The 20,017-nt window shown below is 38.5% G+C and carries 21 protein-coding genes; 4 read left to right on the forward strand and 17 right to left on the reverse strand.

Going from position 1 to position 20,017, the window contains the following annotated elements; translation table 11 throughout:
* Nucleotides 1-95: 95 nt before the first annotated feature.
* The 3 genes from IMZ31_RS09455 to uvsE form a co-directional block, all read right to left on the reverse strand.
* Nucleotides 96-1,091: an LLM class flavin-dependent oxidoreductase gene (locus tag IMZ31_RS09455; RefSeq protein ID WP_207530239.1), complete on the reverse strand. Its 996-nt coding sequence runs from the start codon at nucleotides 1,089-1,091 to the stop codon at nucleotides 96-98.
* A 119-nt stretch (nucleotides 1,092-1,210) separates the two neighbouring features.
* Nucleotides 1,211-2,125 (reverse strand): formate/nitrite transporter family protein, encoded by a 915-nt coding sequence (locus IMZ31_RS09460; protein ID WP_242705688.1) that lies wholly within the window; start codon nucleotides 2,123-2,125, stop codon nucleotides 1,211-1,213.
* A gap of 68 nt (nucleotides 2,126-2,193) precedes the next feature.
* Entirely contained in the window at nucleotides 2,194-3,162 is a 969-nt protein-coding gene (uvsE, locus tag IMZ31_RS09465; RefSeq protein WP_207530240.1) for a UV DNA damage repair endonuclease UvsE, read from the reverse strand.
* Between the two features lie 119 nt (nucleotides 3,163-3,281).
* On the opposite strand from uvsE, the gene IMZ31_RS09470 reads away from it, so the two are divergent.
* A complete protein-coding gene (locus tag IMZ31_RS09470; protein WP_207530241.1) occupies nucleotides 3,282-4,367 on the forward strand; it encodes a nitric oxide synthase oxygenase in 1,086 nt (361 codons plus the stop codon).
* 65 nt (nucleotides 4,368-4,432) lie between these two features.
* Here the strand turns inward: IMZ31_RS09470 and IMZ31_RS09475 are convergent, their stop codons facing one another.
* Nucleotides 4,433-4,957 (reverse strand): type 1 glutamine amidotransferase domain-containing protein, encoded by a 525-nt coding sequence (locus tag IMZ31_RS09475; protein ID WP_207530242.1) that lies wholly within the window; start codon nucleotides 4,955-4,957, stop codon nucleotides 4,433-4,435.
* A 210-nt stretch (nucleotides 4,958-5,167) separates the two neighbouring features.
* Between IMZ31_RS09475 and adh the strand changes: the two genes are divergently transcribed.
* Both adh and IMZ31_RS09485 read left to right on the forward strand, forming a co-directional pair.
* A complete protein-coding gene (gene adh, locus IMZ31_RS09480; protein WP_207530243.1) occupies nucleotides 5,168-6,688 on the forward strand; it encodes an aldehyde dehydrogenase in 1,521 nt (506 codons plus the stop codon).
* A 1-nt stretch (nucleotide 6,689) separates the two neighbouring features.
* A complete protein-coding gene (locus tag IMZ31_RS09485) occupies nucleotides 6,690-7,019 on the forward strand; it encodes a DUF779 domain-containing protein (protein WP_207530244.1) in 330 nt (109 codons plus the stop codon).
* 37 nt (nucleotides 7,020-7,056) lie between these two features.
* On the opposite strand, the gene IMZ31_RS09490 is transcribed toward IMZ31_RS09485, so the two are convergent.
* From IMZ31_RS09490 to IMZ31_RS09535, 10 genes are all read right to left on the reverse strand, one after another.
* The gene (locus IMZ31_RS09490) at nucleotides 7,057-7,248 is read right to left on the reverse strand and encodes a YfhD family protein (protein WP_207530245.1); all 192 of its coding nucleotides are present in this window, start codon (nucleotides 7,246-7,248) and stop codon (nucleotides 7,057-7,059) included.
* 87 nt (nucleotides 7,249-7,335) lie between these two features.
* A complete protein-coding gene (locus IMZ31_RS09495; RefSeq protein WP_207530246.1) occupies nucleotides 7,336-8,037 on the reverse strand; it encodes a LysM peptidoglycan-binding and 3D domain-containing protein in 702 nt (233 codons plus the stop codon).
* Between the two features lie 280 nt (nucleotides 8,038-8,317).
* The gene (gene panF, locus IMZ31_RS09500) at nucleotides 8,318-9,760 is read right to left on the reverse strand and encodes a sodium/pantothenate symporter (protein ID WP_207530247.1); all 1,443 of its coding nucleotides are present in this window, start codon (nucleotides 9,758-9,760) and stop codon (nucleotides 8,318-8,320) included.
* Nucleotides 9,757-10,038 (reverse strand): YhdT family protein, encoded by a 282-nt coding sequence (locus IMZ31_RS09505; protein WP_242705689.1) that lies wholly within the window; start codon nucleotides 10,036-10,038, stop codon nucleotides 9,757-9,759. Before IMZ31_RS09505 ends, panF begins: the two co-directional genes overlap by 4 nt.
* A gap of 202 nt (nucleotides 10,039-10,240) precedes the next feature.
* The gene (locus tag IMZ31_RS09510; protein ID WP_207530248.1) at nucleotides 10,241-12,409 is read right to left on the reverse strand and encodes a PAS domain S-box protein; all 2,169 of its coding nucleotides are present in this window, start codon (nucleotides 12,407-12,409) and stop codon (nucleotides 10,241-10,243) included.
* 145 nt (nucleotides 12,410-12,554) lie between these two features.
* Nucleotides 12,555-13,433, reverse strand: coding sequence for a DUF1206 domain-containing protein (locus IMZ31_RS09515; protein ID WP_242705690.1), 879 nt, complete (start codon nucleotides 13,431-13,433; stop codon nucleotides 12,555-12,557).
* A gap of 231 nt (nucleotides 13,434-13,664) precedes the next feature.
* Complete coding sequence (locus IMZ31_RS09520) at nucleotides 13,665-15,290, reverse strand: ABC-F family ATP-binding cassette domain-containing protein (protein ID WP_207530249.1); 1,626 nt, start codon at nucleotides 15,288-15,290, stop codon at nucleotides 13,665-13,667.
* Between the two features lie 125 nt (nucleotides 15,291-15,415).
* Complete coding sequence (locus IMZ31_RS09525; protein WP_207530250.1) at nucleotides 15,416-16,198, reverse strand: sulfite exporter TauE/SafE family protein; 783 nt, start codon at nucleotides 16,196-16,198, stop codon at nucleotides 15,416-15,418.
* A gap of 137 nt (nucleotides 16,199-16,335) precedes the next feature.
* Nucleotides 16,336-16,815, reverse strand: a complete 480-nt coding sequence (locus IMZ31_RS09530) for a DsrE/DsrF/DrsH-like family protein (RefSeq protein ID WP_207530251.1) — start codon at nucleotides 16,813-16,815, stop codon at nucleotides 16,336-16,338.
* Nucleotides 16,816-16,894: 79 nt separating this feature from the next.
* Entirely contained in the window at nucleotides 16,895-17,119 is a 225-nt protein-coding gene (locus IMZ31_RS09535; protein ID WP_036779144.1) for a sulfurtransferase TusA family protein, read from the reverse strand.
* A gap of 175 nt (nucleotides 17,120-17,294) precedes the next feature.
* On the opposite strand from IMZ31_RS09535, the gene IMZ31_RS09540 reads away from it, so the two are divergent.
* Nucleotides 17,295-18,386, forward strand: coding sequence for an NAD(P)/FAD-dependent oxidoreductase (locus IMZ31_RS09540; protein ID WP_207530252.1), 1,092 nt, complete (start codon nucleotides 17,295-17,297; stop codon nucleotides 18,384-18,386).
* Nucleotides 18,387-18,451: 65 nt separating this feature from the next.
* Here IMZ31_RS09540 and IMZ31_RS09545 read toward each other — a convergent pair whose 3' ends face one another.
* The 3 genes from IMZ31_RS09545 to IMZ31_RS09555 all read right to left on the reverse strand — a co-directional run bounded on the left by IMZ31_RS09545 (nucleotide 18,452) and on the right by IMZ31_RS09555 (nucleotide 19,908).
* On the reverse strand, nucleotides 18,452-19,240 hold the full coding sequence (locus tag IMZ31_RS09545) for a carbon-nitrogen family hydrolase (protein WP_207527177.1): 789 nt from the start codon (nucleotides 19,238-19,240) through the stop codon (nucleotides 18,452-18,454).
* Nucleotides 19,241-19,359: 119 nt separating this feature from the next.
* Nucleotides 19,360-19,563, reverse strand: a complete 204-nt coding sequence (locus tag IMZ31_RS09550; protein WP_036779151.1) for a cold-inducible protein YdjO-related protein — start codon at nucleotides 19,561-19,563, stop codon at nucleotides 19,360-19,362.
* 144 nt (nucleotides 19,564-19,707) lie between these two features.
* A complete protein-coding gene (locus IMZ31_RS09555; protein WP_036779154.1) occupies nucleotides 19,708-19,908 on the reverse strand; it encodes a cold-shock protein in 201 nt (66 codons plus the stop codon).
* Nucleotides 19,909-20,017 lie beyond the last annotated feature (109 nt).

Genomic DNA, 20,017 nt, shown 5'->3' on the forward strand with positions numbered 1-20,017 from the left:
CTGTTATCTATCTTATTTATAGTAACATATTCTTAATTTTAAAGACGGGAGATGCTTTAAGACAAAATAAACGGAAAGGATCTCCCCTTTCCGCATTAAGACTGAAAAGCCTCTGCTATCAGTTTATAAGACTGTTTTTTCTTATCGAAATCATAAATATTCGTGATTAGTAGCAATTCGTTTGCATTGTATTCATGCGCCAGCGTTTCAAGTCGTTCCTTCACCTCTTGAGGTGTTCCGATAACAGCTCTTGACCTGTTTCGTTCAATTTTTTGCAGCTCATTACTTGTAAAGGTGTGTTTTTTTACTTCCGCGATAGGGGGAACTCTTGTGTCCTCGCCTTTTTCGACTTGAAGAAGCCACATATCCTGACTTAATGCTAATTCTTCTGCTTCTTGCTTCGTTTCAGCACATACTACAAATATACAGGCATTTATAGCAGGCTCTTTCCTTTCAGGTGAAGGACGAAAGCGCTCTAAATAGGTTGTTATTGCTTCAGAGGATTTATCTGGGCTAATAAAGTGGCCAAAAGTAAATCCTGTCCCATTTATAGCTGCGTGCTTAGCGCCTCGGTCAGATAAACCTAGAACCCAAGTCTCAGGATTTGTAGAGGTTTGAGGAGTAGCCATAACTCCTTTATATGGATGATCTTCGGGCAGTGTATTATATAGGTACCCATGTAAATCTCTCACTTGTCGTGAGAAAGAACTGAGCATCTTTTGTGTTCCATCTGTAAGAGCTAACCGCGTCTTCTGGTCTCCTCCTGGAGATCGACCGAGACCAAGATCTATGCGCCCTGGAAACATAGCTTCAAGCATTTTAAAAGTTTCAGCTACTTTTAAAGGGCTGTATTGAGGTAATAGAACCCCTCCAGATCCAACTCTAATCTTATCTGTTGAGGATGCAATACGAGTCATTAATATTTCAGGCGCTGTACTGGCGAGTCCATTTGTATTGTGATGTTCAGCAACCCAATATCGATAGTATCCGAGTTTTTCTGCAAATTGAGCCAATTCAATCGTGTTTAGTAACGTTTGTTCAGGTGTATTTCCTTTTGAGATAGGAGCTTGGTCTAGTATGCTTATTTTCAAAGCGCTCCCTCCTTCACTATACTGCTTCTATTGTATTTTGCTACACATTGTACAATATTTCGAGTTGTTTGCTTAAAGGCAATAATAAAGGGCAACTTTAAAGTTGCCCTTTTCGTGTGCTATTCTTTCTTATTTAAAGCTGTTTGAATATCGTCTTTATAAGCATATGAGAAAATAAGAGACACGAATATGGCGCCGCCTATTATATTTCCTATACTCGCTGGGATAAGATTTAAGAAGAGAAATTCATACCACTCATACTTATCAGATGATAGAATACCCATGCTAAAGTACCCCATATTTGCTGCACTATGCTGGAAGTTTCCAGCTACGAATAAGACAACGGGTAAAGTTGTTCCTAGAATCTTTCCTGTTAAATCCCTTGCTGCAGTTGTTAAGAAAGCGGCCATTCCTATTAACCAATTGGCTAGGATGCCAGAAACGACAATCTGAAACCAGCCGATCCAACCATTGTCAAGAAACTTCATCTTTTTATCTAAGTACATGGATAACTCTGTATAAAAGGAGTTTGATAATGATGAAGAAAGTTGAATCAAAACAGCAACGAACAATGCTCCAATGATATTCCCTATATATGCAGAAAACCAAAATTTGAGTATATTTTTTTGTTTTTCCATCGCGTTAAATACATAGGTTGGTAACAATACATTAACTTCTGTAAAAAGGACAGAACCAGATATAAATACCATTGCATAACCTGCTGCAAATCCAAATCCGGAAAGAAGATGATAGAGACCTTTCACTTCTACTTCAATTGCAAGAAGAATTGAAAATAGTGCTCCAAATGTCATAAATGAACCTGCTGTTAAGGCAAGAATAAATTGAGACCGAAATGGTTTAGACAGATGATCTTTCCCTTTTTGAGCAAATTCACTGACAATCTGAGAAGGAATATAAAATTGCCTTCCTGGCCGATCGGGGTTTGATCGGGATTCAATGGTTGTTCCTACATTTTTATTCTCTTGTTCTTCTTCCACCATAGCTTCATTGTTATTATGTTCGTTTTCCGACATGTCTCATCCCTCCACTTCCCTCGGCTATTCCCTATAAAGATGTATTTTAATCACATGAAAGCCTGTTGTCATTCTTTGAGAGTGAATATGGAGGGTGTTTCCATAGTTATAGATGAGTCTTCGTCGAGTTGGCGACTTAATGTAAATAGAGCTTCATCTTTTTGTTTCGCTTCAATCATACAGTCAATTTTCTTGGTAGAACCTGAAACTTGTTGTAGAAATGCTTTAAACATTTCATAGTCGATAAGATCTGCATGGCTTTTAAATTCCTCTGCACTTTTTGGACTGGATATGTGCATTTTCAATGGCAAGGGAGAATGTTGCCAAGTAGCAACGGTCCGCTTCCATTGTTTAGTCCAATCTGAAGCATAGTGGTTTGCCATATGATGATGGAGATCAAAAATGAAGGGTATATTTAATTTCTCACAAACATATAAACAGTCCTCCATGGTAAATACTTTGTCGTCGTTTTCAAGCATAATCATTTTTTGTATACCAGAAGGCACATAAGCCCAGTTTTCAATAAATTGTTCAAGAGCTTTTTCCTTATCTTGATATGCTCCTCCAAGGTGCAGGACACACCGGTGAGTTGGGTCTATCCCCATTCCATGCAATAAGCGATAGTGATATTTTAAAACTCGAAGAGAGAACTTAAAAGTATCTTTGTCAGGGGTATTGAGTACGACGAAATGATCAGGATGAAAATCGATTCTCATTTCTTTCTCTTTTGCAAATTTTCCGATCGCTTGAAGATCCTCTTTTAGAGGTTGAATATAGTTCCAATCGGATAGGTTCTCATGAGTGGCTAGTGGAACAAGGCGAGAACTCATTCTGAAAAAAGTTATACCAGAAGCAACAGAATGCTTTAAAAGCCTTAATGTGTTTGAAAGATTAGACTGAGCAATTCGCTCAAGTTTTCTTATAGCTGCTTCACGATCCTCTAGCGCAGAAAACTGGCTATAGGTCATTGTTTGAGACGGGGAAGCATTTTGTACATGAACGCTCATGGCCACATATCCTAATCGAAACTGGGTCATGATCTCATCTCCTCAACTGTTTGGTACAATTAGTTTTTTCATAAGACAAACGGTTTATGTACCGTAATCCATGTATGGTACAATCAGCATAAAGAGACATCTAGTGGAGGTAAATGTGAGTGAGCACAGATTTATTTCAGCAAGCAGAACGATTCATACATAGATGCTACCGTGAACTAGGGAAAACGGAGCAAGAGATAGACGAACGCCTGGCAGAGATTCAGGTGCAAATTGATAAATCAAATCATTATGTTCATACATATGAGGAACTAGAGTACGGAGCTAAAATGGCATGGCGTCAGAGCAATCGCTGTATTGGAAGGTTGTTTTGGGACTCGTTATATGTCTTCGATTACCGTGAGACCTCCTCAGCAGAAGGAGTATATGATGCTTTATGTAAGCATTTAAATTATGCCACGAATGATGGCAAAATCAGGTCAACCATTTCTGTATTTAAGCCACGTAAGCATAATCAGGATCCAATTCGCGTAATGAACCACCAGCTTTTAAGATATGCTGGTTATGAGGAAGATGGCCACATTATTGGAGACCCTGCTTCGATTCCATTTACAAAATACTGCGAATCTCTCGGTTGGCGTGGTAATAAAACTGCATTTGACCTGTTGCCATGGGTCATTGAAGTAGATGGCCAAGATCCCGTTTGGTATGAAGTCCCTAGATCGCTAGTAAAAGAAGTTCCACTATCCCATCCTGATTACGAATGGTTTTCTAACTTACAATTAAAGTGGTATTCCGTTCCAATTATATCGGATATGATGCTCGAAATTGGTGGTATTGAATATGTAGCTGCACCTTTCAATGGCTGGTATATGGAAACAGAAATAGGTGCGAGAAATTTAGCAGATGAATTTCGCTATGATTTGCTACCAGAAGTTGCTTCTAAAATGGGGTTAGATACAAGAAGGAACCGGTCCCTTTGGAAGGATCGGGCATTGTTAGAGCTAAATGCAGCGGTTCTTCATTCATTTAAAGAACATGGCGTGAGTATTGTTGACCACCATACAGCGGCAAATCAGTTTCAATTATTTGAAGAGAAAGAACATGCATGTGGCCGCTCTATTACAGGGGATTGGACATGGTTGATTCCGCCTATCTCTCCAGCTTCAACTCATATCTTTCATCAATCCTATGATGATACTGTGAAGAGTCCTAACTTTTTCTATCAGGACCCACCCTATGAATGATTTAGGTTCTTAAAAGTCAATAAAATAAACAAACCGCTTAGACCATTTCTAAGCGGTTTGTTGTGTTATTTTGTTTCTAATATCTTAATAAATTCTCTCATATAGTCAGGAAGATCAGGAGGCCTGCGGCTTGATACAAGATGACCATCAACTGTTACGGCCTCATTAACCCATTCGGCTCCCGCGTTCATCATATCGTGTTTAATACCAGGGGTACTTGTTACACGTTTGCCTTTTAAAATATCTGCAGAGATCAGGACCCAACCCGCATGACAAATCTGACCGATGACTTTTTCATCATCATTCATACTTCGAACCATCGTTAGGATTGATTCGTATCGACGAAGTTTATCAGGGGACCATCCACCTGGAACGAGAATCGCATCATAATCGCTAGCTTGTACTTCTTCAAATGAACAGTCCGAAGTAATAGGTACTCCGTATTTTCCTTTATATTGCTCGTTTGCCTTCTCCCCTGCAATGTGAACTTCCGCTCCTTCTTCACGCAGACGTAAAACAGGGTACCACAGTTCAAGATCTTCGAATTCATCACTTACAATTTGAATAACTTTTTTTCCTTGTAATTTCAAAAAGGATCGTCCTCCTTACATTAACTTCTCTTCTTATTTAACATGATTCAATCTTGCAATGCAATGAAGATGATAAAGTCTTTTTACTTGCGTAAACTTATCTGAAAATTTAAAATAAATAATAAGGTCTTCCTTACTAGTGCGAAAAGGAAGTTCTTGCTTTTTTGAAAGCGTTATCAAAATGTACATATTAACGGGAGGTATAAGAATATGATTTATGCAAATCCAGGAGAACAGAATTCAAACGTATCTTTTAAAGAACGATATGAGAATTATATTGGCGGGAAGTGGACAGCCCCTGCTGGCGGTGAATATTTTAAGAATGTCAGTCCAGTTAATGGTAAAGCCTTTTGTGAGGTGGCAAGATCAACTGAGGATGATATAAACCTCGCCATAGATGCAGCCGAAGAAGCAAAGGTTGCGTGGGGACAAACCTCTACAACTGAACGCGCAAACCTTCTTAACAAAATAGCAGATCGATTGGAAGATAACCTTGAAATGTTAGCCGTAGCTGAAACATGGGATAACGGTAAGGCAGTTAGAGAAACACTTGCAGCTGATCTTCCACTAGCAGTTGATCACTTCCGCTATTTTGCTGGTTGTATACGAGCACAAGAAGGATCAATAGGTGAAGTGGATGGAGATACCATTGCCTATCATTTTCATGAACCACTCGGAGTAGTTGGACAAATCATACCATGGAATTTCCCTATTTTAATGGCTACTTGGAAGCTTGCACCAGCACTCGCTGCTGGTAACTGTGTAGTGTTAAAGCCTGCCGAGCAAACCCCTGCTTCTATCATGGTTTTAATGGAACTTATTGAAGATATACTTCCCCCAGGTGTGATTAATATCGTAAACGGATTCGGTGTGGAAGCAGGAAAACCTCTTGCACAAAGTGATCGCATTTCTAAGATTGCATTTACGGGTGAAACAACAACAGGACGTTTAATTATGCAATATGCATCTCAAAATATTATTCCTGTAACATTAGAGTTAGGTGGGAAATCACCAAATATATTCTTTAAAGATGTAATGGACCAGGATGATGACTTCTTAGATAAAGCGATTGAGGGCTTTATCATGTTTGCATTAAACCAAGGTGAAGTATGTACCTGCCCTTCACGTGCCCTCATTGATGAATCGATCTATGACGAGTTTATGGAGCGAGCAATTAATCGTGTGAAGCAGATAAAGCAAGGCAACCCTTTAGATACTGATACAATGATTGGAGCTCAGGCATCAAGTGAGCAGCTTGAGAAGATCCTTTCCTATTTAGAAATTGGTAAGGAAGAAGGTGCCGAGTGTCTAATTGGTGGGACTAGAAACACATTGGAGGGAGACTTAAGCGAAGGATACTACGTAAACCCAACGATCTTTAAAGGCTCAAATGATATGAGGGTCTTCCAAGAAGAGATTTTTGGTCCTGTTGTTTCTGTGACTACATTTAAAACAGAAGAAGAAGCAATGAGCATAGCTAACGATACGCTTTATGGTTTAGGAGCGGGTGTATGGACCCGTAACATAAATACCGCTTATCAGTTCGGACGTGGCATTGAAGCAGGACGAGTATGGACAAATTGTTATCACGCTTACCCCGCTCACGCTGCCTTTGGTGGATATAAGATGTCAGGAATTGGACGTGAGAACCACAAAATGATGTTGTCTCATTACCAACAAACTAAAAATATGCTTGTTAGTTATAGTCCTAAAAAACTAGGATTTTATTAAGATGGAGCGGGTTACAGCAACTGATTCAGCACTTGCTCTTATTGAGAAGCTAAAATCTAAACACGGTCCTCTCTTATTTCATCAGTCAGGTGGGTGTTGTGATGGTAGTTCGCCTATGTGTTATCCAAAAGATGATTTCTTAATTGGTAAACCTGATGTACATTTAGGCGAAATTGGTGGCTGTCCATTCTACATGAATAAAAAGCAATTTGAATATTGGAAACACACAAAGCTCATTATTGATGTAGTTGAAGGTCGAGGAGGGATGTTCTCGCTAGAAGGTCCAGAAGGTGTTCGTTTCTTAACTCGTTCAAAGATCCTTCATGAATAGAGAGAAAGGCTGTTCCGTTATTGGAACAGCCTTTTCTTTATTTCTTATGTCTTTTTGCTCGCTGATCTGCTGCTTGTGACCGTTCTTGTGCTTTACGATCTGCTTCATCAGCAAATTCTTGAGCGAATTCTACGTCACGTCCATCTTCCACAATATCTTGTTTAGGTGTTTGGGAAAGATCACGTGTTTTATTTTTGTTTTTACCTTTTTTGCTTTGTCCTCTTGTCATGAAGAATCACCTCACCTGAGATTATAGAGCTATATATGCCCCTTCTTAATATGTGTTAATTGGTGAGGGTTATGAGAGAAATTTATCTTAGTGATATACTTTCACTGTAACGCTTTTCCTTCCCCATTGAATGGCTTCTTCATAATCTGGTATAAAGACATCAATAGACTTTCCATCAATACTGCCACCTATGTCCTCAGCTGTTGCATATCCATATCCTTCTACCCATACAGTAGAGCCTAGTGGAATTACATCCGGATCTACAGAAATCACTTTTTGATCTGGATTCGCTTTTAAGTCTACACCAGTCGCTGTTATGCCTGAACAGCCTGCACAGTTTGCTGTATATGCCGTAGCCGTTGCTGTAAAGGTTTCAGCAACATCTCCCTCCCCTTCATCAGATGTTGTTCCTCTAGTGGTTGGATCGACAATAAGCGTATCTCCAGGATGAATGATGGTTGATGATAGCTGGTTCAAGGATTGTAACTCCGCGACTGTTAGTTCATATGTATTCGCAATCGCCCATAGAGAGTCGCCAGAACGGACAGTATAGGTTTCTTCTTCATAATCAGATGAATAATTGCTAATAGTAAGTTGATCTCCAGGATAAATGATATTGGAGTGTAACTCGTTCCAATTTTTTAATTGAGTAACAGAAACATTATGCTGAACAGAGATGCCCCAAAGCGTATCTCCCCTTTGTACAGTTATATCCTCTGCAGATGCTTGTCCGGTAAGAGAAGCAGATAATCCGGCTGCAGCTACTATGCTAAGTATCGTTTTTTTCATGTGTAAGTCCTCCTGAAGTTTGATGGTTAATTCACGGTGAATCCTATTCCCATCAAACCACAGCATATGACAAAGTACAATCGGTTAACAATCCTATTTTCTAAAATCAATAGTTATATGCCTTATAATAGATCACCTTCTTATGAAGCCCTAACATTGAATCCTTTTCCATAAAAACGTAATAAATGGATAAACTATAAGAAGATCACCCTATTTATGTTAACGAAAAAAGACCCCTGGTCAAATGAAGAGACCAGCGGGTTTTTTTAAGGATTTTTATTTAAAATCGGTGTTCCATTACTTTATGTTGCGTGAATAAACTTACGAGTACATAAACTACCAATGAAGACAGCACAGGAAGGACAACCGTATGCATTCCGAACAAGGGTGTAGTCGTCATTTGATCTATCGCAATATATGAACCAATTCCTACTACCATGGAAGCTAAAGCTCCATATTTATTGCCTTTTGACCAATATAATCCCATAACAACAGGCCATATGAAGACGGCTTCTAACCCACCAAATGCAAATAAATTTAACCATATTAGAAGGTCAGGTGGGTTTAATGCCATTAGAAACACGAGAATACCAAGGACAGATGTAATGGTAATACTTAGCTTCTTCAACCGTTGGTTACTAGCTTCTGGCTTCACATAATTAAGGTAGATATCTTTAACAATGGCTGAACTTACAAGAAGTAAAAGGGAATCAACAGTAGACATAATAGCAGCCATAGGAGCTGCAAGCACGATGCCAGCTAGCCATGGAGGTAATACTTCCTGAGCGATAAGTGGCATGACTTTGTCTCCCACTTCAATACCAGGAAGAATGGGTCGGGCAAACACACCAATTAGGTGCATATTTAACATTATAAAACCAACAACAATCGTTCCAATTATAAGTGCACGATGCATCGCTTTAGAACTTTTATAAGACATTGCTCTTACCGTTACCTGAGGTAGTCCCACAACCCCAACACCAACCAAAATCCAGAAAGAGGATACATAACTTGGAGTAAGATCAAGGTTTGCCCCATATGGTGTTAATAGATTAGGGTTCTCTGCAGATAGATCTGCTACAATGGATGAAACACCACCTCCAGCAATTACAGTGGCGACAAGAAGGATAAGCGTTCCAAAGAACATGACAATACCCTGGACTGTGTCAGTTAATGCAACAGCTCGAAACCCTCCTATAATAACATACACTAAAACGGATAAAGCAAATAAGAAGAGTGCACTTGTATATGATAGTCCTGTAATAGATTCTATAAGTCTGGCTCCACCGACCCATTGAGCAGCCATGGCAGAGAATAGAAAGATAATAATGCTCAGAGCTGAGGTAATGACCACCCATTTGCTGTTATACCTTCCCTTTAAAAAGTCAATAAGAGTGACTGCATTATATTTTCTGGCCATGATAGCAAATTTCTTCCCGAGGATCATGAGAACGAAATAGCCAGTAGCCACCTGGCTCATGGCAAGTAAAACCCAACCAAGCCCCTGAGTATAAGCGACCCCCGGCCCTCCTACAAAGCTACTTGCACTTCCGTATGTAGCAGTCATGGTCATCGCTAGAATGAAACCACCGAGCTGCCTCCCTCCAAGGAAATAGTCCTCTAAGAAATTTTGGGAAGTGTGTAATTGACGACTGCTCCATAACCCGATGAAAAAGATTAACATCAAAAATAGTAGTAATGGGATGATAACAGATAGATTCATTCTGATCCCCCTTCCTCTTCATCAAAGGGAACCTCTTTAAACCAAACGGTAACAACAAATGTAACAAGAATCGCCATCAAGATAAATCCACCTATACAGCTATAGACAAACCATGAGGGTAAGCCCCATATATAGGTGTAATCTTCAGGAGCTTGATCGCCTAAACCGTAAGCAAAACAGTACCACCATAAAAAGTTAATTATGGCTAATCCGACACCAATAAGCGCTTCGCGATGAGCTATTTTAAACCTGGGATCGCTATTTTTGTTATTATCCACATAGGTCCCTCCTTTTTGATTAATGGTCAAACAAGCTTTTATTTAACATAAACATAACCTCCAAAATCTACGTAAGGTCTCTTGGTTGCATTAGTTATCATATCGGTTTTTTTTCCGTATGAAAAGATAAAAGTTTATGATTCTATATAAAAAGAAACGACTTCTGTGCCGTTTCTTTTAAATGGTGATTCTAGGTGGTTTATTAGTCACTAGTAGCGTGGAGAGGTAGGGAAACGATAAAGGTTGTACCTTCTAAAGGCTTGCTCTCTGCGCGGATGGTTCCATTGTGACTTTCTATAATTTTATAAGACATCATTAAACCTAGCCCATTTCCGTTATCTTTGGTGGTGTAGAACGGCTCTCCAAGCTTTTTGATATGTTCTTCCGGAATACCGTTTCCTGTATCTTGAACAAAGACATTGATATAGTCGTCTGAGGTTTCTATGAACACCTTCACCTCTCCCCCTACGTGGTTTGCTTCGATCCCGTTCTTAATTAAGTTGAGGAAAACTTGTTTTAATCGGTCTTCATCACAATAGATCGTAGGTGTTTCAGGTGGGTCTTTAAAGATTAGAGAAACTTTGCTTTTCCTTGCTTGGTAATCGAGCAACGATAAGACATTTTGAAGGATAGGGGTAATTTTCTTTTCTTCTAAATGAACCGCTTTTGGTTTGGACAAAACCATGAATTCTTCAACTATAACATTCACACGTTCAATCTCATCAACAATGATATCAAGCAATTCACGTCGTGTTAGGTCTTCTTCATCTAACTGTAGATATTCAGCATACCCTCTCATTGAAGTAAGTGGATTGCGAATTTCATGTGCTACTCCTGCAGCCAATTGGCCTACAGCTGCTAGTTTATCTTGACGATGAAGTACTTCTTCGGTTTTCTTTCGTTCTGTGATATCGTTCCGTATGGCCAAATATTGATAGGGTTTTCCTTTTTCGTTCATAAAGGGAATAATCGTAGTATCTACCCAGTAAAATGTACCATCTTTCGCTTTATTTCGAATTTCGCCACGCCAAATGTGCCCAGTACCGATTGATTTCCATAGTTGTTTAAAAAATTGAGGAGGATGATAGCCAGAGTTCAAAATCCGATGATCTTCTCCTAATAATTCCTCTCGAGCATACCCAGAGATTTCACAGAATTTATCGTTCAGGTTATGTATAATCCCCTTCTCGTCTGTAATTGCTACAATGGTTGATTGATTAAGAGCAAATTCAATATCTTGTACTTCTTTCAGCGCATTCTGTAATTGGTGTTCTGCTTCCTTTCTTGTTGTGATGTCAGATCGAATCGCGATATATTGATAGGGCTTCCCTTTCTTATTAAGAAACGGCACAATCGTAGTATCTACCCAATAATAAGATCCGTCTTTTGCTTGGTTTTTAATTTCACCTTTCCAAACTTGACCAGTTCCTATTGTCTTCCACATACCTTTGAAGAAATCTTTTGAATGATAACCAGATCCTATAATTCTATGATCTTGACCAATAAGTTCATCTTCTCTGTATCCAGAAATCTCACAAAATTTCTGATTTACATATGTTATAAATCCTTTAGAATCCGTGATCGCAACAATAGAAGACTCATCAAGGGCGAATGTAATATCTCTCAAATATGTATCTCTTGAAGCTAATCTCGTATTCAAAAGCGTGCTTGAAACAAGAACACCAGCAATAATTAGTATAGACATAAAGAGTAGAAAGTAGATGGAAAAGGAATACTCACCTGTTACTGGTAATCCTGAAGTATTCATTGTTTCTTCATAAGATACAGACTTCGTTAATAAAAAGTAGCCTTCTACAATTGCTCCTGTGATGATCATAGAGCTTATAGGTTTCAACCATGGGTTTTTAGAATATATTATATTTTTGTAATAAAACAAAATCCATAGTGCTAATAGAAATGAACCATATAGAAGTAACAAAGACCAAACAAGGATAAATGGTTCATAGTATACCGCGGACTTTAAGGTATACATCCCTGTAACATGAGTAGCAAATACACCCATAGTTAAGAAAAAGCTGCCAATTATAAGGTTCAATGTTTTTATGGATTTATTCGTTACAAAGTAAAAGGAGATACCAGCAAACGATATGCCTAATCCCACTGATAAAATTGTAAGTGGAACTTGATTGTTTATGACATTATAAGAATCTGAAGATAACATCGTAAGGAAGTTCATCACCCAGATTCCAATTCCCATAGAAATCATACCACCTATAAATAGAAACTTGCCATTACGTTCAGATGTCTTATGCAAGGTGAATAAATCTAATGCAGTATAAGAGGTCATTAGCGTTAGTAGAATTGCAATTAAAAATAAAATCGGACTATAGGAAGCTAACATCGATTCCATTATAGGCCCCCTTCTTTTGAGGTTTCTCCTACTATTGTACTGGAAACCTTATTCTTATAAAAGCTTATTTAGTTGACTATATGATTCAAAGATAAAAAAATCCCCCTCTATTATAAGAGGAGGATTGTACGTAACTACTCATTACCTATGAGATTTTTAAGTGGCGGTTTTTCCCTTTAAGAATCTGGAAAATACCGAATAGTGCAAGACCAATAGAAACGATCCCTAGTAACCACTTTCCATATGGTTGAGAAGCTAGCTCAGATAACGCAGCATCAAGTCCATTTGCTTGCTGAGAGCTCGCAGTCATCGCCATTTGAATGAAGAAATAACCGATAATTAACATAACGCCCCCTCTAGCTAGTAAACCAAATTTCCCTGAGCGTCGAACGAGTTTCTTCTCACCCTGATTCATCTCACCAAATTTAAATTCTTTCTTGAATTTTTCAGTCATACCTTTGTACATTTCATATAAACCATAGCCAATAATTACAACACCAACTGCTCCAATGATCCATTGACCTGCTGGTTGGGATAATACTTTAGCAATAAAGGATTGCTTAGAGTTACCTGATGACCCTCCTGAAGATCCCAATGAGCTAGAGGCAAGAGAAATAGCTTTATAAGCTAAAGCCCCGTAAATAATTCCGCTTATTAAGTAAGCTATGCGCATTCCAATACCTGAACCGTCTTTTCCTTTATGTTCAGGATCCTTAACAACCTGAATAATTCTCCACATAACATATCCTATTAATCCAACTGCAGTAATCCATAAAATAACGTTCCCATAAGGTTTACTCGCAATAGTAGCTAAGGCACCTTTCGTTCCTGTGGTTTTTCCACCACTAACTCCTAATGCAGCCATTAATGATAATATTCCAAGTAATACATAAACGGCACCTTTTGCAGTATAACCAAAGCGGGCAAATCCTCGTAACCAAGGCTTAACATCCTGACTAGCTTGATCAGCTTTCTGCTCAGTGCGTTTAGCAGCGCGTTTTGCGTCGTTCATTGCACCTGCCATTTTAATCACTCCTCTTATTTGGTTGATACTCTACTTTCCCCGTTCAAAAGAAATAAGAAACCTCTCTTCTCTTAAAATGGGTACAAGGTGCCAGTATTCCTTTTTTGAGTTAAATAAAAGATTCAATGCATGTAGTCTATGATTTGTAGGATATCTAATTAGTTCAAGGAGAAGAGTGAGGAGCAAAACAAAAAAGCTTGGAAAGTTAACTTTCCAAGCTTTTTAGATATCTTATGATGTTTGCATTAATTCTTTACGCTGTTGTTCGACCTTTTCATCGTTAATATATTCATCATATGACATCTCTTTATCAATTAAGCCATTTGGTGTGATCTCGATAATACGGTTCGCGATCGTATCGATAAATTGGTGGTCATGGGATGCGAATAACATAGAACCCTTGAAGTTTGTAAGACCTTCGTTTAGAGCAGTAATTGCTTCTAAGTCCAAGTGGTTAGTAGGTTCGTCCAATAGAAGAACGTTTGAACCGCTTAGCATCATCTTAGAAAGCATACAACGAACTTTCTCTCCTCCTGATAAAACGCTTGGCTTCTTCTTCACTTCTTCACCAGAGAATAACATACGTCCTAAGAAGCTTCGTAGGAATGTTTCTGTTTGATCATCAGGTGAATACTGACGTAGCCAATCTACTAACGTTTGATCATCATTTTGGAAGAATGCTGAGTTATCTTTCGGGAAGTAACTTTGAGAAGTTGTGACGCCCCACTTGTAAGTTCCCGCGTCTGCTTCCATTTCACCCATAATAATCTTAAATAGAGTTGTTTTCGCGATCTCGTTATCGCCTACAAGCGCAATTTTATCATCCTTATTCATTGTGAATGATACGTTATCTAATACTTTTACGCCATCAATTGTCTTTGTAAGTCCTTCTACTTTCAGAAGATCATTTCCGATTTCACGATCAGGCTTGAACGCGACATATGGGTAACGACGACTTGATGGTTGAATATCATCTAAAGAGATCTTATCAAGTAGCTTCTTACGAGAAGTAGCCTGTTTAGATTTTGATTTATTCGCACTGAAACGTTGAATAAATTCTTTTAGTTCTTTAGCTTTTTGTTCGTTTTTCTTGTTCTCTTCTTTCGCTAACTTCTGAGCAAGTTGGCTGGATTCATACCAGAAATCGTAGTTTCCGACATAAATCTTAATCTTACCAAAGTCAAGGTCAGCAATGTGTGTACAGACACTATTTAAGAAGTGACGGTCGTGTGAGACAACAATAACTGTACCTTCAAAGTTAATTAAAAATTCTTCTAACCACTGAATAGCACGAATGTCAAGGTGGTTCGTAGGCTCATCTAGAAGAAGTACATCTGGGTTACCGAATAGTGCTTGTGCTAGTAGCACTTTTACTTTCTCTGAACCTGTAAGATCAGACATCTTCTTGTCGTGAAGATCTTCTGAAACACCAAGGCCAGTAAGTAATCGAGCAGCATCAGATTCAGCTTCCCAACCGTTCATCTCTGCAAATTCGCCTTCAAGTTCTGCAGCACGCATACCGTCTTCTTCAGAGAAATCTGCTTTCATATAGATTTCATTCTTTTCTTGCATAACTTCATACAGGCGTTTATATCCCATCATAACGACTTGCATGACTTCGTATTCTTCATATTCGAAGTGGTTCTGCTTTAGCACAGCCATACGATAATTTGATGCTAGAGATACGTCTCCAGACTGGGATTCAATTTCTCCGGAAAGAATTTTTAGAAATGTTGATTTACCAGCACCGTTCGCGCCAATTAGGCCATAACAGTTCCCGGCAGTGAATTTTATATTGACGTCTTCAAATAATTTCTGATCGCCAAATCGTAAACTAACGTTATTAACATTAAGCATATGGGTTGTATTCCTCCAATATTTAAATGGTACCAACGTGATTATATCACTGTGAGCTCAATATAGATAGTGGTACAACAAGAAAAAGGAGACGAGCTCTTTGTGAAAGTCGTCTCCTCCATTATTTACACTCCAAAGAATTCTAACCAAATTTTTATTGCACTTCCTAAAATTAAAAGCGCAAGTATTGTTTGTAGAACTTTAGTATTTATTTTTTTGGCTGCATTGGCGCCCAGCGGTGAAGCCAGAAGACTGGCTACAATCATAACCGCAGCTGGTCCATACTCTACTTGCCCCGTAGTGATTTTACCAACGGTAGCTCCAATTGATGAAATAAATGTTATTGCAAGAGAACTTGCGATCGTCATTCGTGTAGGAATCTTTAAGACTACAAGCATGATTGGCACTAAGATGAACGCCCCCGCAGCACCTACTATACCAGCTCCTATACCAGTAACAAATGCTAGCAGAGATGCTAATGCTTTTGGAAACGTCACTTCACTCATATTCTCATCGTCAATACCCTTTTTAGGTATAAACATCATGATAGCAGCTATAGTGGCTAGTAAGCCGTAAACTAGGTTCACACCAGTATCAGACATTAACCTAGATCCGTAACCTCCTATGAAGCTACCGATTAAGATACTTATTCCCATATAAGCAATAAGCGATTTATTTAAGTAGCCGCCTTTTCGATAAGCCCAAACGCCTCCAATTGTAGCAAAGAATACTTGCACAGCACTAATTCCTGATACTTCATGGGCTGTAAAAGCTGTGAATCCCAATAATGGAGGTATATATAATAACATCGGGTATTTGATGATAGAGCCACCAATTCCAACCATACCGGAAACGAATGATCCTATGAACCCAATGAGGAAGATTGTAATAATAAAAGAAAATTCCATGTCGTGTCAGCCTCCCCTATTCCTCTATAACGCTGAACAATACCGATCCAATAAAAAGATCAGTTCCCTATCTTATCTCGTGCTTTCTCATAGATTGGGAGCTGATCTTTGAATCGGACGGACTTAATTAAGAATCATTAAATAAATAAGTTCACATTTCCGTCTTCTGCATCTGCAAGATAAGCCGCTACACCAGCATAGGTAATGTCATCTAATAATTCTGCTTTTTGGAAACCAAGCAGATCCATAGTCATTTGACAAGCAACAAGATTAATCTCTTGCATTTGAGCCATCTCAATAAGAGCTGGTAATGATGTGGCATTGTGTTTTTTCATTACTTTTTTAATCATTTTAGGCCCCATTCCGGCCATATTCATATTGGATAGTCCCATTTTGTCTGCACCACGTGGCATCATTTTTCCAAACATTTTCTCTAGAAATCCTTTTTGAACTTCAACTTGTTCATCTTTACGAAGAGCATTTAGCCCCCAAAACGTATGGAAAATCGTAACTTCGTGGTCGTATGCCGCTGCTCCATTTGCAATAATATAGGCAGCCATCGCTTTATCATAATCACCGCTAAATAAGATGATGTTCGTCTTTTTTGTAGTAGACATCTATAGGTTCCTCCTTTTATACTAATACAAGTAGGGGTATAGGAGAGGGTGTCATCCCCTCTCCTACATCCACTATTTATTATCCTTTACGGATCCAGAATGTAATAACTCCATCTTCTTCTTTATGATCCACTACTTCATGTCCGCCAGATTTAGCCCATGCGGACAAGTCTGCAACGGCACCTTGGTCTGTTGTGTGCACTTCTAGTACATCTCCAGTGTTTAGATCCTGGATTGATTTTTTTGTTTTAATAATTGGCATTGGGCAAGCCATTCCTTTAACGTCTAATACTGTTGTATTCATTTTCATACCTCCAAGTTGTTTTGTTTCTTTTAATACCTATATGGGTATCTTAATATGGATTTAAAGAAACGTCAACCCCCTAGGGTATATTATTATTAGAAAAGCTAGTGTTGGTTTAGGTCATCTATATCTGATATAGTTTGAGGCAGATGAGAATGAGGAGTGATGACAATACATGAACCGGTTAGTATTAATTGGTGCAGGCCATGCACATTTACATATTATTGATCAACTACGTAATGAACAACTTCCAGATACAGAAGTTATCCTTATTTCCCCGTCTCCTTATCAATATTATTCAGGAATGTTTTCTGGATACGCTGAGGGGTTATATAATGAGGAAGATATCAGGGTGTCGCTTCCGCAATTATGCGAGAAAGCTTCTGTTGATTTTAAAGAAGAGTTTATCGTCTCAATTGATGCAGAGCAGAAAATTTTACTCACCGATCAGGGGAACGTCCTCTCCTATGATGTTGTTTCATTTGATATCGGATCACTTACAGCACATACGGAGATTAAAGGCGTTAAAGAACATGCTAGACGTATAAAACCAAATTATCACTTCCCTGCGATGGTGGATGAAGTGCGCCAGACTGAACATTTATCAATAGTTGGAGGAGGTATAGCAGGTGTTGAACTTGCTTTATCTCTACAGTCCTATCGAATGCACCATAACGAGGGTAAAGATGTAACCATTATAAGTGGTGCTGAACGATTACTTCCTGGAGAAACGATAGACATATCAAAAAAGATCGAGCAAATTGTAAAAAATAAAGGGATAAAGCTCCAAAAAGGAAGTCATGTCACTGAAATGACAAACGATAAAATTTATACGGATCAAGGCACTGAAATAATATATACAGATGCCCTCTGGTTAGCAGGCCCCAAAGCTCCTAGTGTGTTTAAACAATCGAAGCTTCCCACGGATGATAAGGGTTACCTTCAAGTAGAATCAACATTACAAGTGAAGGAATACCCTTCAATATTTGGAGCAGGAGATTGTATTAGTCTTTCTGAAAAGCCTGACCTTCCAAAGAATGGAGTGTTCGCCATCCGTCAGGCCCCTATACTATGGGAGAATATTAAAGGATTCCTTTCGACAGGTGATGGCAGTCATTACATCCCACAGAATAAATGGCTAGCGATTATGTCCATTGGTCATAAAGAAGGCTTTCTCCTATATGGAAAATGGTCTTATAAAGGGAAGATTGCCTGGAATTTAAAGAATCGTATTGATCGTAAATTTATGAAACAATATCAAACATAAAAAAGCGAGCCTAACCATTAGGCTCGCTTCTTTATTATCGTTATTACCAATAAGGTATATGACCTTTACTCATAAAGATCAATGCGGCGATCTTGGAAAATGGGGATTTGTTTACGAATGCCTTCTACGATACTCATATCAAGTTCACCAGTAAGAAGCATTTCAGTGTCATCTGCTTCCGAGATAATATCGCCCCATGGACTGATGATAAGAGAGTGGCCACCAAATGAATTCTTAGGATCACTACCTATTCGGTTACATGCAACGATAAAACACTGGTTCTCAATCGCTCGGCTAATGAGCAAGCTCCTCCAATGATCTATACGAGGGGTTGGCCATTGAGCAACGACAAACAAAATCTCACTACCATTTATTGTATGAGTTCTCATCCATTCCGGAAAACGGATATCGTAACAAATAAAAGCAGCACTAGGGTAACCATTTATCTCAAAATGACTCTTTTTATCACCAGACTGTAAATACAAATGTTCATCCATTAACTTAAATAAATGAACCTTGCTGTACTCTTTCTTGAGATGCCCCTTTTCATCAAATACATACAAGGTATTAGTGTTTTGACCTTTCTCTTTCTTAGCTATTGATCCTCCAACAATGTTTACACCGTATTCACGAGCTAGGCGAGATAAAAAGCTTTGGCTCTCCTGTCCTAAAGGATCGGCAATTTCATCCAATCTAGTAAGGTCATATCCAGTGTTCCACAGTTCAGGCATTACCACTACATCTACTTGATCAAGTGATTTGAGTTGTTTCATTTGTTCTTCAATGTGCATTTGGTTTTCTACAGGATTTCCATATGTAACATCTATTTGAAGTATGGCAACATGTAAACTCACAAAAATCCTCCCCATTTAGTTTGTTTACACAATAGCGCATATCACACTCTTTTTGCAAGAAAATTTATTCAATAAGCCATAAAAAAAGACCTCACCATGAGTGAGATCTTTTTTATTCATCAATTCCATTTAGCGCTGTTATTTTCTACTACTTGTAGCTCTTTGACAGATGTCACCATTTTGCTTTTACAAATTGGGCATGTAGGGGTTTCTTCTGATTTGAAGTTATCCCGCATCCATGCATTGCAATCTTCAGAGGAGCATTCCCAAATTTTAAGGTCCTGTTTCTTGATCTCTTCTTGTTTCTTCTTACCAAATGCCATCTACTGAACGCCTCCTTGGAAAAGACTTATATTAGAAAAACAAACGAAAGATCGTTTGCTTCTCTCATACCTTCATCTTTTAGAGAACTGAAACTTAGAGAAAGTATATATAAAAAGCTACCTTTGGAGGTAGCTTTTTAACTCTTATAATTTAGTTACGTTAGCCGCTTGTGGTCCACGGTTACCTTCTGTTACTTCAAATTCAACGCTTTGGCCTTCTTCAAGAGACTTGAAGCCTTCTTCGTTGATCGCACTGAAGTGTACGAATACATCGTCTTCACCTTGTACTTCGATGAAGCCAAAACCTTTTTCTGCGTTAAACCATTTTACTGTACCTGTTTTCATTAGAGAAAACCTCCATTACTAATTTCTAATATGTTACTTTTATTGAAGTAATAAAAAATCACATATTAGAAAAAGTACTAATGTGAATTAATACTCTTTCTGATATGTG

The sequence above is a fragment of the Pontibacillus sp. ALD_SL1 genome, from assembly GCF_017355605.1.